The sequence below is a fragment of the Bradyrhizobium sp. SOJA106 genome, from assembly GCF_059448745.1.
Genome location: NZ_CM182549.1, coordinates 547,642 through 561,102, shown reverse-complemented (window position 1 = coordinate 561,102; position 13,461 = coordinate 547,642). Strand labels below are relative to the sequence as shown.

Sequence of the window (13,461 nt, the reverse complement as noted above, 5' to 3'; positions counted from 1 at the left end):
GGGTGGCGCTACAGCGGGCCTTACGCCGCCCGGATATTCGCCATGAAGCGGTCGAGCTCGGCGCGCAGGCGGGTGCTTTCGCTGGAGAGAGATTTGGCCGAGTTCAGCACCTCCTCCGAGGCCGAGCCGGTCTCGGCGGCGCCGCGGTTGACCTGGCCGATGTCGGTGGCCGCGGTCTGGGTGCCCAGGGCCACGGTCTGGACGCTGCGGGCGATCTCCTGCGTCGCGGCGCCCTGCTGCTCGACCGCGCTCGCAATCGAGGTGGAGATCGACGAGATCTGGCCGATGGTGGCGCCGATCTCCTTAATCGCCGCAACCGATTCGGCGGTGGCACCCTGCATGCCCGCAATGTGCGAGGAGATTTCGTCGGTGGCCTTCGCGGTCTGGCTCGCCAGCGACTTCACCTCGCTGGCGACCACCGCAAAGCCGCGGCCGGCCTCGCCGGCGCGCGCCGCCTCGATGGTGGCGTTGAGCGCGAGCAGATTGGTCTGCTCGGCGATCGCCGTGATCAGCTTGACCACCTCGCCGATCTGCTGCGCGGCATGGGAGAGTTTTCCAATGCGGCCGTCGGTTTCCTTGGCCTGCACCACGGCGGCCTCGGCGATCCGGCTGGAATCGCGAACCTGGCGGCCGATCTCCTCGACCGAGGCTGACAGCTCTTCGGTCGCGGTCGCGACCGACTGCATGTTGCTGGAGGCCTGTTCGGAGACGCCGGCGACCTGGCTCGACAAGGCCTGCGTGGTCTCGGCGGTGCGGGTCAGCGTGGACGCCGCCGATTCCAGTTGCACGGCGGAGGACGAGACGTTGGAGACGATGGCGCCGACCGCGCTCTCGAAATCATCGGCAAAGCGGATCAGCTCCGCGCGGCGCGCCGCACTTGCCTCCTTGTTCTGCGCTTCGCTGGCGGCAGCATCGCGCTCGGCCTTGGCGACCGCCTGAACCTTGAACTCTTCCACGGCGCCGGCCATCTCGCCGATCTCGTCCTTGCGGCCGAGACCTGGAAGCACGACATCGAAATTGCCCGAAGCGAGCTCGCGCATCGCCTTGCACATCGCGATCATCGGCCGCGAGATGCCGTTGCCGAGCATCAGGGCCAGCACGATACCGACGGCGAGGCCGCCCAGCGCCATCATCACCATCAACTGCTCGGTCTCGCCGATCGTCGCATTGGCGCTGGCCTCGATGCGCTGCTGATCAGCGGTCAGGTCCGAGCGCAGATCAGCTGAAAGCTTGAGGATCGACGCCGCTGATTTGGTCATCTCGCCGTTGGATTTGACGATGATCTTCACGTTCTCGGTCAGCTTGGCGAACGAGGTGCGGTACTGCTTGAGGAGATTGCCGATCTCGGTGACGCGGTCGGTGATCTTCTGGTCGTTGGCATAGATGGAGACCAGCAGGGTCTCCAGGAACTTGATGCGGGCGATGACGCCGTCGGCGGTCTTCGGCTCCGGCTTGGCGACGAAGGCGCTCACCGAGGTGGAGACCGCCAGATATTGCGAGGTGACGTCCTTGGCCGTGGTCTGCACGGAAGCCAGCCCCGCCAACGCGGCCGTGTCGGCGAGATCGTCGAATTTGAAACGGATCTTGTTGCCGACGCTGTTGAGCTCGTCGGCCGCGATCTTGTTGTTCTCGCGCGTCAGCGTGATGATCTCGCTGAAGATCTTGGCGAAGCGCTGGAACTCGGCCTCCAGCTTGCCGACCTGCTCGCGGCGGGCAGCCCCGGTCGTGGCCGCCATCGACTTGGCGATCGCGCCTCTCAGATTCTCTTCCGCCGCCTTGGCCGCGGTCTCGTCATCGTTCGCGCCGGTCAGCGTATAGGCTCGCGCCAGCCCCTGATAGGCGATCAGCTCGCGGTCCACGCTGCGGGCGAGATCGGCTTCCGACACGCTGGTGCGATAGGCGGCGACGGCGCCCTGGATCCGCTCGAAGCCGAAATAGGCGAAAGCCATGCTGACGGCGAGGATGGCCAGCACCGCCACGAAGCCGAGGATGATTTTTGCGCGAAAGCGCAAGGTGAACAGCTTCGATGAGTTCGGCTTCGACTTGGCAGACATTCCCCCACCCCATTCCATTCGCGGAAAACCAGGCGCAGCCCGGAAGCAGCCCGCTTCCTGACTCATCGGCACGTTACGGGGCAAAGGATAAGCTGTAGTAAATTTGTGGCGCCGCAACTGGCGGTTAGGTGTCGCGGAGAGATGCGCGCTCCGTCGTCGCCGCGTTCGCGGGGACGACAGTGGAGGGTGGCGCTACAGCGGGCCTTACGCCGCCCGGATATTCGCCATGAAGCGGTCGAGCTCGGCGCGCAGGCGGGTGCTTTCGCTGGAGAGCGACTTGGCCGAGTTCAGCACCTCCTCCGAGGCCGAGCCGGTCTCGGCGGCGCCGCGGTTGACCTGGCCGATGTCGGTGGCCGCGGTCTGGGTGCCCAGGGCCACGGTCTGGACGCTGCGGGCGATCTCCTGCGTCGCGGCGCCCTGCTGCTCGACCGCGCTCGCAATCGAGGTGGAGATCGACGAGATCTGGCCGATAGTGGCGCCGATCTCCTTAATCGCCGCAACCGATTCGGCGGTGGCACCCTGCATGCCCGCAATGTGCGAGGAGATTTCGTCGGTGGCCTTCGCGGTCTGGCTCGCCAGCGACTTCACCTCGCTGGCGACCACCGCAAAGCCGCGGCCGGCCTCGCCGGCGCGCGCCGCCTCGATGGTGGCGTTGAGCGCGAGCAGATTGGTCTGCTCGGCGATCGCCGTGATCAGCTTGACCACCTCGCCGATCTGCTGCGCGGCATGGGAGAGTTTTCCAATGCGGCCGTCGGTTTCCTTGGCCTGCACCACGGCGGCCTCAGCGATCCGGCTGGAATCGCGAACCTGGCGGCCGATCTCCTCGACCGAGGCTGACAGCTCTTCGGTCGCGGTCGCGACCGACTGCATGTTGCTGGAGGCCTGTTCGGAGACGCCGGCGACCTGGCTCGACAAGGCCTGCGTGGTCTCGGCGGTGCGGGTCAGCGTGGACGCCGCCGATTCCAGCTGCACGGCGGAGGACGAGACGTTGGAGACGATGGCGCCGACCGCGCCTTCGAAATCATCGGCAAAGCGGATCAGCTCCGCGCGGCGCGCCGCACTTGCCTCCTTGTTCTGGGCTTCGCTGGCGGCGGCATCGCGCTCGGCCTTGGCCACCGCCTGAACCTTGAACTCTTCCACGGCGCCGGCCATCTCGCCGATCTCGTCCTTGCGGCCGAGACCTGGAAGCACGACATCGAAATTGCCCGAAGCGAGCTCGCGCATCGCCTTGCACATCGCGATCATCGGACGCGAGATGCCGGTGCCGAGCAGGAAGGCGAGGACTGCACCCAGCAGCGTGCCGCCGACGGCCAGCATCAGCACCAATTGCTCCGTCTTGCCGATGGTCGCTTCCGACTCTGAATCCAGCCGCTGCTGCTCGGCGACGAGGTCCGCCTTCATGGCGGTGGCGCCTTGGAGGATTGCGCCGGCCGAACCGCTCATCTCGGTGACGAGATCGTCGACCATCTTGGCGTTGGCGATCAGCTTCTCCAGTGCTTCGCGATAGGCGACCAGGATGGTCTTGGCGTCCTTCAGGCCGGCGACAATCTTGTCGTCCATGGAATAGACCGCGCCGAGCGAGTTCTCGACGAATTTCAGCCGGGCTAGCGCGCTGGTGGCGATGGCCTGGTCGGACGTCAGCACGAAATTGGTGGCCGCGGCGCTCGCGGTCTGGAACTGGGCGTTGACCTGCTTGGTGCCGAACTCGATCGCCTGCGCCTCGGAATCAGACGCATTGTTGCCGATGTCGTCGAGCTTGTACTTCAGGAGATTGGCCTGGCGCGTCAGCTGATTCTGCACCAAGAGCGTGCTGTCGCGTTTGGCCTGGAGCACCTTTGCAAAGGTCGCGGAGAAATTCGAAAATTCCTTGGCGAGGCTGGAGAGGCTCTCCTGCCGCACTGGCGTCTTGGCGCCCTTGATGGCCTGGTCGATGGCATTCTTCAGGCTGGCTTCGGCGTCGAGCGCCGCCTTGGCGTCGTCTTCCTTGCCGGTGACGACGAAATATTTCACTGCCGAACGGTAGCCCAGCAGCTCGCGGTCGATGTTGCGGGCAAGGTCCGCCTCGGAAACGCTGCTGCGGTAAGATCCGACGCCGGACGACACCCGCTCAAAGCCGAAATAGGAGAAGGCCATGCTGCCGGCGGAGATCACCAGCACGGCACCGAAGCCCAGAATGATCTTGGCGCGGAAACGGAGGGTCGGAAAGATTGTGCGCTTAGATGGCGACGCGATACGCCCGGACATTCCAACCCCCATTTATTCTATTCAGCCGCGATCCGGAGGCGCCCCGCCCCCGACCTGGATGCGCAAAACTAAGGCAGAATCGATAAGGGGCGGTAAATTCCGCGACGCCCGCCCAAGGCGGGACTTCATCGGCCAGAGGCCGACCGGGTGGGATGGCGGCTGGCATCCCACGGCCGGCCGGTCCGGCCGCCGAATCCCCAACCCGCCCGCACAAGTCGTTGCGTCCACGGCGGGATCGATGACTTTTCCATGACCGGGGCGACCAAAATCCCAGTTGCAAAGTCCGAACGCCGCTGTCTCTAATTAGAAACAATCAAAATCATCCCGGGAGGACTACAACCGTGTCTACAGTCAAACTGACGGTGAACGGCAAGGCCGTCGCTGTTGACGTCGAGGATCGTACGCTGCTGGTTCACCTGCTGCGCGATCACCTCAATCTCACGGGAACCCATGTCGGCTGCGACACCAGCCAGTGCGGCGCCTGCGTGGTCCACATGGACGGCCGGGCGGTGAAGTCCTGCACCATGCTGGCGGGCCAGGCTGACGGCGCCAACGTCACCACCATCGAAGGCATCGCCAAGGGCGACGAGCTGCACCCGATGCAGGCGGCTTTCCGCGACAATCACGGCCTGCAGTGCGGCTATTGCACGCCGGGCATGATCATGTCGGCGATCGACATCGTGCACCGCCATGGCGGCCAGCTCGACGAAGCCACCGTCCGCCAGGAGCTCGAGGGCAATATCTGCCGCTGCACCGGCTACCACAACATCGTCAAGGCCGTGCTGGATGCAGCCGGACGCATGAAGGTCTCGCAGGCGGCCGAGTAAGCGGCCCGCCTCGAATAAAGAACCACCACTGCTGCTTTCGAGGGAAAGCGCAGTCGAAACAATTCCGGTCGGGAGGACCAGACATGGGTGTTGAAGGCATCGGCGCGCGCGTCGTGCGCAAGGAAGACAAGCGTTTCATTACCGGCAAGGGCCGCTACGTCGACGATATCAAGCTGACGGGCATGACCCATGCCCATTTCATCAGAAGCCCGCACGCGCACGCCAAGGTGAAGGGGATCGACCCCTCCGCCGCGCTGAAGATGCCGGGCGTGGTCGCGGTGCTCACCGGACAGCAACTGGTCGATGACAAGGTCGGCAATCTCATCTGCGGCTGGGCCATCACCTCCAAGGACGGCAGCCCAATGAAGATGGGCGCATGGCCGGCGATGGCGCCGGAGACGGTGCGCTTCGTCGGGCAGGCCGTCGCGGTCGTGATCGCCGAGAGCAAGAATCTCGCGCGCGATGCGGCCGAATCCGTGGTCGTGGATTATGAAGAGCTGCCGGCCGTCGCCGACATGCAGTCGGCCATCAAAGCCGGCGCGCCGCAGCTTCACCCCGAAGCTCCCGGCAACCAGGTCTATGACTGGGTGATCGGCGACGAGGGCGCGGTGAACGCCGCCTTCGCCAAGGCCGCCAACGTGGTGAAGCTCGACGTCACCAACAACCGCCTCGCCCCGAACGCGATGGAGCCGCGCGCGGCGATCGCCGACTATGACGCCGCGGAAGAGCACTTCACTCTCTATACGACGTCGCAGAACCCGCACGTCGCCCGGCTCGTGCTGTCGGCGTTCTACAACATCGCCCCCGAGCACAAGCTGCGCGTGATCGCCCCCGACGTCGGCGGCGGCTTCGGCTCGAAAATCTTCATCTATCCCGAAGAGATGGTGGCGCTGTGGGCCTCCAAGAAGGTCGGCCGCCCCGTCAAATGGACCGGCGACCGCACCGAGGCCTTCCTCACCGACGCGCATGGCCGCGACCATGTCACCCATGCCGAGATGGCTTTCGACGCCAACAATAAGATCATCGGCCTGAAGGTGAAGACCTACGCCAATTTCGGCGCCTATATGTCGCTGTTCTCCTCGTCAGTGCCGACCTATCTCTACGCGACGCTGCTGTCGGGCCAGTACAACATCCCGGCGATCCATGCCGAGGTGATCGGCGTCTACACCAACACCACGCCGGTCGATGCCTATCGCGGCGCGGGCCGTCCCGAGGCGAGCTATCTGATCGAGCGGCTGATGGAGACAGCGGCACGGCAGCTGAATGTCGATCCGGCCGCGCTGCGCCGGACCAACTTCATCACCCAGTTCCCGCACCAGACGCCTGTGATCATGGCCTATGACACCGGCGACTTTAATGCCTCGCTCGACGCGGCCATGAAGGCGATCGACTATGCCGGCTTCCCCGCGCGCAAGGCCAAGGCGAAAGCCGACGGCAAGCTGCGCGGCATCGGCGTCTCCTGCTACATCGAAGCCTGCGGCATCGCGCCGTCCAAGGCCGTCGGCAGCCTGGGCGCCGGCGTCGGCCTGTGGGAGTCCGCGGAAGTCCGCGTCAACCCGGTCGGCACCATCGAGATCCTCACGGGCTCGCACAGCCATGGCCAGGGTCACGAGACCACGTTCTGCCAGCTCGTCGCCGACCGCCTCGGCGTTCCCATCAGCCAAGTCTCGATCGTGCATGGCGACACCGACAAGGTGCAGTTCGGCATGGGCACCTACGGCTCGCGCTCGGCGGCCGTCGGTCTCACCGCGATCCTGAAGGCCATGGAGAAGATGGAATCCAAGGCCAAGAAGATCGCGGCGCATGCGCTGGAAGCGTCGGAAGCCGACATCGTCATCGAGAACGGCGAGTTCAAGGTGACCGGCACCGACAAGGCGATCGCCTTCCCGATGGTCGCGCTCGCGGCCTACACCGCGCACAACCTGCCCGACGGGATGGAGCCGGGCCTGAAGGAGAGCGCCTTTTACGATCCGACCAACTTCACCTTCCCGGCCGGCGCCTATATCTGCGAGCTCGAGGTCGATCCCGGCACCGGCAAGACCTCCTTCGTCAACTTCGTCGCGGCCGACGATTTCGGCCGGCTGATCAACCCGATGATTGTCGAGGGCCAGGTCCATGGCGGGCTCGCGCAAGGCATCGGCCAGGCGCTGCTCGAGCACGCCATCTACGATGCCAACGGCCAGCCGGTCACGGCCTCGTTTATGGATTACTCCATGCCGCGCGCCGACGATCTGCCTTCGTTCAATCTCTCCCACACCACGACGCTGTGCCCGGGCAATCCGCTGGGCATCAAGGGTTGCGGTGAGGCCGGCGCGATCGGCGCGTCAGCGGCCGTGATCAACGCGATCACGGATGCGATCGGCAAGAACAATCTGGAAATGCCCGCAACCCCGGACCGGGTGTGGCGCACGATCCACGCGGCTTAAGGGGAGGAACGAACATGTACCAGACCACCTATCATCGCGCTTCCTCGGTCGACGAGGCGGCCAGCCTGTTCGGCAAGAGCAGCGAGGCAAAGTTCCTCGCTGGCGGCCAGACGCTGCTGCCGGTGATGAAGCAGCGCCTCGCCGGCCCCTCCGACGTGATCGACGTCGCCAAGATCAAGGACATGATCGGCGTCGAGGCTTCGGGCGACACGCTGACCATCAAGGCAGCCACGCCGCATTATGACGTTGCGACCAGCGAGGCGGCGAAGACGGCGATCCCCGCGCTTGCCTATCTGGCATCGCTGATCGGCGATCCCGCCGTGCGCTATCGCGGCACGATCGGCGGGTCGATCGCCAATAACGATCCCGCAGCGGATTACCCCGCCGCATTGCTCGCGCTTGGCGCCACCGTGAAGACCAACAAGCGGTCGATTGCGGCGGAGGACTTCTTCCAGGGTCTGTTCACGACGGCGCTGGAGGACGGCGAGCTCATCACCGCCGTGTCGTTCCCGATCCCGGCAAAAGCGGGTTACGCCAAGATGCGGCATCCGGCCTCGCGCTTCGCGCTCACTGCCGTCTTCGTCGCGCAGACCAAGTCGGGCGAGATCCGCGTCGCCGCGACCGGCGCCTCGCAAAGCGGCGTGATGCGGGTCGGCGCCATCGAAGCCGCGCTGAAGGCGAATTGGTCGCCCTCGGCGCTCGACAATGTCAGCATTCCCGCGAGCGGACTATTGGCCGACATCCACGGCTCGGCGGAGTACCGCGCCAACCTCGTCAAGGTGATGGCGCAGCGCGCGGTGACTGCGGCGGGCTGATCGAGCAAGAGCGCGACAGCACGTCATGCTCTAGCGCCTCGACACAATTTTTCCGCGGCGCGCAGAAATGCGCGCCGCTTTTATTATGCGCCCATGCGTGAAAAGCGCTTGCCTCGCTGGCGTGAAGGCGAGAAAAGTTAATCAGCCAATTAACTCGCCCCCAAGAGCAACGTCAGAGGCGCTTGCCGGACCAGCGGCATTTGCCTGCGACCGAGGAAACAACAACGTGCTCGATAAACCCGCCCAAAACTCATCCGTCCGCACCTCCGGCCCTCTCTCGGGCTTCCGCATCGTCGAATTCGCCGGCATCGGGCCCGGCCCGTTCGCCTGCATGATGCTGGCCGACATGGGCGCCGATGTCGTCACGCTCGATCGCGTCGGCGCCAAGAAGAGCATGAAATCGGTGGCGGGCCGCGGCCGCAAGGTGATCGAGCTCGACCTCAAGGACAAGGCGGCAATCGAGCAGGTGCTCGACCTGCTCGCCGGCGCCGATGCGCTGGTCGAGGGCTTTCGTCCCGGCGTGATGGAGCGGCTTGGGCTCGGCCCCGACGTGGTGCTCGCGCGCAACCCGAAACTGGTCTACGGCCGCATGACCGGCTGGGGCCAGGAAGGCCCGCTCGCGAATGCCGCCGGCCATGACATCAACTACATCTCCATCACCGGCGCGCTCGCCGCGATCGGCACCAAGGAAGCGCCGGTGCCGCCGCTGAACCTCGTCGGCGATTTCGGCGGCGGCGCGCTCTATCTCGTCGTCGGCGTGCTCGCGGCGCTGCTGGAGGCGCAGAAGTCCGGCAAGGGCCAGGTGGTCGATGCCGCGATGTGCGACGGGGCGGCCTCGCTGATGTCGTTCTTCTTCGACATGACGACGCTCGGCCGCTGGACCGAAGGCCGCAACCAGAATTTCCTCGATGGCGGCGCACATTTCTACGGGGTCTACGAGTGCGCCTGCGGCCACTTCATCTCGATCGGCTCGATCGAGCCGCAGTTCTACGCGCTGCTGCGCGAGCACGCGGGCCTGACTGACGCAGATTTCGACGCGCAGATGGACCGCAAGGCCTGGCCGGCGCTGAAGGAGAAGCTGAAGGCCGTGTTCAAGAGCAAGACGCGCGAGGACTGGTGCAAGATCATGGAAGGCACCGACATCTGCTTCGCGCCCGTGCTGACCATGTCGGAGGCGACACAGCACCCGCACATGGTCGCCCGCGAGGTCTTCATCGAGCGCCATGGCGTGAAGCAGCCCGCGCCCGCGCCGCGGTTCTCACGCACGCCGTCGGCGGTTCGTGAGCCGGAGGCGGCGGAGATTGGAGCAGTGGTGAAGGCGTGGCAGACTGGGAAGTAGCCCCAGCGCACAAATCCGTAGGGTGGGCAAAGGCGCATAGCGCCGTGCCCACGCTCTCTTCAAAATACCGATAGAAGTGGTGGGCACGCTTCGCTTTGCCCACCCTACGGCAGTGTGCGTGTAGCAGCAGCGTCCTTTACGCCGCCGTATCCACCTTCAGCACCCCGCGCCGGATCTGATCCTCCTCGATCGACTCGAACAGGGCCTTGAAATTGCCCTCGCCAAAGCCGTCGTCCCCCTTGCGCTGGATGAACTCGAAGAAGATCGGTCCGATAGCATTCGCCGAGAAGATCTGGAGCAGCACCTTGGTCTGGCCGCCGTCAACCACGCCCTCGCCGTCGATCAGGATGCCGTTCCGCTGCAATCGGGCGACATCCTCGCCGTGCTTGGGCAGGCGCGCATCGATCTTCTCGAAATACGTGTCGGGCGGCGACGGCATGAAGGGCAGGCCGGCTTCGCGCAGGCCCTCGATGGTGCGGTAGATGTCATGGCAGCCGCAGGCGATGTGCTGGATGCCCTCGCCGCGATAGGTCTTTAGATATTCCTCGATCTGCCCGGAATCGCCGGCGTCCTCGTTGATCGGAATCCGGATCTTGCCGTCCGGGCTGGTCAGCGCGCGCGAGAACAGGCCCGAAGCGCGGCCCTCGATGTCGAAGAAGCGGATCTGGCGGAAGTTGAACAGTCTTTCGTAGAAGCCGGCCCAGACGTCCATGCGGCCGCGATGGACGTTGTGGGTGAGGTGGTCGAGATAGAACAGGCCGGCGCCATGCGGCCGCGGATCGCGCGCACCGAGCCATTCGAACTCGGCATCATAGGCCGAGCCCTTGGCGCCGTAGCGATCGACCAGATAAAGCAGGCTGCCGCCAATGCCCTTGATCGCGGGCACGTCGAGCGTCTTCTGCGCCGAAGACGCGTCGGCGGGCTCGGCACCGAGTGCAATCGCGCGCTCATAGGCCGCCTTGGCATCGACGACGCGAAACGCCATCGACGGCGCACAGGGGCCGTGGGCGGCGACGAACTCGTAACCGTGAGTGCCGGGCTCCTCGTTGACGAGATAGTTGATGTCGCCCTGGCGATAGACCGTGATCTTCTTGGTCTTGTGGCGCGCGACGGGCGCATAGCCCATCAGCTTGAACAAAGCATGCAGCTCTTTCGGATTGGGATGGGCGTATTCGACGAACTCGAATCCATCGCTGCCCATCGGATTGTCGGCGGTAATAGTGGCCGGCGGTGCATCGTGCGGAAACGGACCCATGGCGCTCTCCCAAATGGCTGCTGGACAGGAACTATCCTTCATCGGGCGCGCAATAGGCGTGCAATCGAGATGCGTTTTGGCTACCTTGTGCACGATCCGTGCACGAAATGGACAGATGACGCATGATTTCCGTGGACGCCTTCGATCTCAAGATCCTGACCGCACTCCAGGACGACGGCCGCCTCACCAACCAGGAGCTGGCGGATTTCGCAGGCCTCTCGGCCTCGCAATGCTCGCGGCGGCGGATGCGGCTGGAGGAGGAGAAGGTGATCGCGGGCTATCACGCCGACCTCTCCAGCGAGGCGCTCGGCTTTGGCGTGATCGCCTTCATCCAGGTGGGGCTCGCGACCCACTCGCCGGACAATTCAAAACGCTTCCGCGCGCTGGTGAACCGCATTGACGAGATCCAGGAAGCTTATTCGCTGACGGGAGACGCCGACTACGTGCTCAAGGCCGTGCTGCGCGATCTCAAGGGCCTTTCCAACCTCGTCAACGACGTACTGATGCCGCATCAGAGCGTCGCGCATGTGCGCTCCTCCATCGTGCTCGACCGGCTCAAGGAAAGCTCAAAGCTGCCGCTCAAGGAGATCAAACCCGGCTGAAATCGAGGGAACTACGGCATTCGCGCTGCGCGCGCGATCTGCGATGATCCCGGTCAATCCGGGAGATTCAGCCATGGCGCTCCAGCTTCGACCGAACTGCGAATATTGCGACCGCGACCTGCCACCCGATGCAACGGATGCGCGGATCTGCTCCTATGAATGCACGTTCTGTGCGGACTGCGTCGAGACAAAACTCTCCAACGTTTGCCCGAACTGCGGCGGCGGCTTTGCCCCGCGGCCGATCAGGCCGACGCAGGAATGGCGACCGGGCGTGTGCACGAGCAAGCAGGCGCCGTCCGACAAGCGGGTGCATTTGAAGTACAGCGTGGAGGACGTCGCGGTGCATTGCGCGCGGGTGCGGGACGTGCCGCCGGAGAAACGATAGGCTCTCTCCACGTCATGCGAGGAGCCCTTGCGACGAAGCAATCCAGACTGCCGCCGCGGAAAACTTCTGGATTGCTTCGCTGCGCTCGCAATGACGCAGAACGAGGACGGAGCGTCGCCTCAATGTCCCAGCAATCACTCCGCCGCCAAGATCGTCCCCTCGACCTCGCCGAATCCGACGCGATAGCCGTTGCCCTGGCACCAGCCGCGCATGACAAGGCTATCGCCGTCCTCAAGAAACGAGCGCTTGGCGCCGCCGGGCAGTTCGACCGGCTCGGTGCCGTTCCAGCTGATCTCCAAGAGACTCCCGCGCTGGTTCTTCTCGGGCCCGGAGATGGTGCCGCTGCCCAAGAGATCGCCGACATTCATGGCGCAGCCGCTTGAGGCGTGGTGCATCAACTGCTGCACCGAGGACCAGTACATGTATTTGAAATTGGTGCGGCTGATGCTGGCAGACGCGTTGGCACCCGCAGCGCGCAAGGAGACATCGAGCTCGACATCGTAGTTCTGCGGCTTCGCCTGCTTGAGATAATCCAGCGGCACCGGCGCCTGCTCCGGCCCTCTCACGCGGAACGGCTCCAGCGCCTCGCGCGTCACCACCCACGGGCTGATCGAAGTTGCGAAGGCCTTTGCCAGGAACGGGCCGAGCGGCACATATTCCCATTGTTGGATGTCGCGCGCGCTCCAGTCGTTCAGTAGCACGAAACCGAAGATCATCTCCTCGGCTTGGCTCTCGGTCAGCATGCCGCCCATCGGTGAGGGCTGGCCGACGACGACGCCGATCTCCAGCTCGAAATCGAGCCGCTTGCAGGGCGCAAAGCTCGGCACCTCCACATTCGGCGGCTTCAACTGACCGCGCGGACGCTTCACTCTTGTGCCGGAGACCACCACCGTCGAGGCCCGGCCGTTATAGGCGATCGGCATGTGCAGCCAGTTCGGCTGAAGCGCATTGTCCTTGCCGCGGAACATCACACCGACATTGGTGGCGTGCTCCTTCGACGAATAGAAGTCGGTGTAGCCCGAGACCGTGAACGGCAGATGCAGCTTCGCGGCCTGCATCGGCACCAGCGCGCGGCTGCGCAGCTCCTGATTGTCGCGCAGCTGCGGGTTATCGTGACGCAAGAGCTCGCTGATCCGCGCCCTCGTCCCGGTCCAGACTTTCGGCCCCAGCGCCATGAAGGGATTGAGCGAGGGTCCGGAGAACACGCCGAGCGGGCCGACATCGAGCCGCGAATCCTGCTCGAGTTCCCAGAGATCGAGCACGTAGTTGCCGATGGCGACGCCGACGCGCGGCGTCGGATTGGCCGCGGTCGAGAACACGCCATAGGGCAGGTTCTGGATCGGGAAGTCGGAAGAAGGGTCGATTTCGATGAAGGAGCGGAGACTGGGATCGTTGGGGTGGGTCACGAGAATTCTCCAATCGAAAAATCGTCATGCCCGGGCTTGACCCGGGCATCCATCCTTTCAGGGGAGGATGGATCGCCGGGTCAAGCCCGGCGATGACGAACAACAAAA

General features: G+C 64.7%; 10 protein-coding genes. 6 read left to right on the top strand and 4 right to left on the bottom strand.

Going from position 1 to position 13,461, the window contains the following annotated elements; all coding sequences use genetic code 11:
* Positions 1–20 precede the first annotated feature (20 nt).
* Both AC5V87_RS02670 and AC5V87_RS02665 read right to left on the bottom strand, forming a co-directional pair.
* Entirely contained in the window at positions 21–2,054 is a 2,034-nt protein-coding gene (locus AC5V87_RS02670; protein ID WP_495369916.1) for a methyl-accepting chemotaxis protein, read from the bottom strand.
* A 204-nt stretch (positions 2,055–2,258) separates the two neighbouring features.
* Positions 2,259–4,298 carry a methyl-accepting chemotaxis protein gene (locus tag AC5V87_RS02665; RefSeq protein ID WP_495369915.1) on the bottom strand — a complete coding sequence of 680 codons (2,040 nt, stop codon included), beginning with the start codon at positions 4,296–4,298 and terminating at the stop codon, positions 2,259–2,261.
* Between the two features lie 341 nt (positions 4,299–4,639).
* Here AC5V87_RS02665 and AC5V87_RS02660 point away from each other — a divergent pair, with 341 nt between their 5' ends.
* The 4 genes from AC5V87_RS02660 (at position 4,640) to AC5V87_RS02645 (ending at position 9,705) form a co-directional block, all read left to right on the top strand.
* Positions 4,640–5,125: a (2Fe-2S)-binding protein gene (locus AC5V87_RS02660; protein WP_027563543.1), complete on the top strand. Its 486-nt coding sequence runs from the start codon at positions 4,640–4,642 to the stop codon at positions 5,123–5,125.
* Between the two features lie 83 nt (positions 5,126–5,208).
* On the top strand, positions 5,209–7,551 hold the full coding sequence (locus AC5V87_RS02655) for a xanthine dehydrogenase family protein molybdopterin-binding subunit (protein WP_456841985.1): 2,343 nt from the start codon (positions 5,209–5,211) through the stop codon (positions 7,549–7,551).
* Between the two features lie 14 nt (positions 7,552–7,565).
* On the top strand, positions 7,566–8,366 hold the full coding sequence (locus tag AC5V87_RS02650; RefSeq protein ID WP_456841984.1) for an FAD binding domain-containing protein: 801 nt from the start codon (positions 7,566–7,568) through the stop codon (positions 8,364–8,366).
* 226 nt (positions 8,367–8,592) lie between these two features.
* Positions 8,593–9,705, top strand: coding sequence for a CaiB/BaiF CoA transferase family protein (locus AC5V87_RS02645; protein WP_495369914.1), 1,113 nt, complete (start codon positions 8,593–8,595; stop codon positions 9,703–9,705).
* A gap of 136 nt (positions 9,706–9,841) precedes the next feature.
* On the opposite strand, the gene hppD is transcribed toward AC5V87_RS02645, so the two are convergent.
* Positions 9,842–10,960: a 4-hydroxyphenylpyruvate dioxygenase gene (gene hppD / locus AC5V87_RS02640; protein WP_495369913.1), complete on the bottom strand. Its 1,119-nt coding sequence runs from the start codon at positions 10,958–10,960 to the stop codon at positions 9,842–9,844.
* Positions 10,961–11,082: 122 nt separating this feature from the next.
* Between hppD and AC5V87_RS02635 the strand changes: the two genes are divergently transcribed.
* Both AC5V87_RS02635 and AC5V87_RS02630 read left to right on the top strand, forming a co-directional pair.
* Complete coding sequence (locus tag AC5V87_RS02635; protein WP_495369912.1) at positions 11,083–11,562, top strand: Lrp/AsnC family transcriptional regulator; 480 nt, start codon at positions 11,083–11,085, stop codon at positions 11,560–11,562.
* Between the two features lie 73 nt (positions 11,563–11,635).
* Entirely contained in the window at positions 11,636–11,947 is a 312-nt protein-coding gene (locus AC5V87_RS02630; RefSeq protein WP_495369911.1) for a DUF1272 domain-containing protein, read from the top strand.
* 134 nt (positions 11,948–12,081) lie between these two features.
* On the opposite strand, the gene fahA is transcribed toward AC5V87_RS02630, so the two are convergent.
* Positions 12,082–13,353, bottom strand: coding sequence for a fumarylacetoacetase (gene fahA, locus AC5V87_RS02625; RefSeq protein ID WP_495369910.1), 1,272 nt, complete (start codon positions 13,351–13,353; stop codon positions 12,082–12,084).
* Positions 13,354–13,461 lie beyond the last annotated feature (108 nt).

Coding starts and splice junctions, on each gene's coding strand:
- AC5V87_RS02635 (WP_495369912.1), top strand. CDS start 11,083: ATGATTTCCGTGGACGCCTTCGATCTCAAGATCCTGACCGCACTCCAG.
- AC5V87_RS02670 (WP_495369916.1), bottom strand. CDS start 2,054: ATGTCTGCCAAGTCGAAGCCGAACTCATCGAAGCTGTTCACCTTGCGC.
- AC5V87_RS02650 (WP_456841984.1), top strand. CDS start 7,566: ATGTACCAGACCACCTATCATCGCGCTTCCTCGGTCGACGAGGCGGCC.
- AC5V87_RS02665 (WP_495369915.1), bottom strand. CDS start 4,298: ATGTCCGGGCGTATCGCGTCGCCATCTAAGCGCACAATCTTTCCGACC.
- AC5V87_RS02630 (WP_495369911.1), top strand. CDS start 11,636: ATGGCGCTCCAGCTTCGACCGAACTGCGAATATTGCGACCGCGACCTG.
- hppD (WP_495369913.1), bottom strand. CDS start 10,960: ATGGGTCCGTTTCCGCACGATGCACCGCCGGCCACTATTACCGCCGAC.
- AC5V87_RS02655 (WP_456841985.1), top strand. CDS start 5,209: ATGGGTGTTGAAGGCATCGGCGCGCGCGTCGTGCGCAAGGAAGACAAG.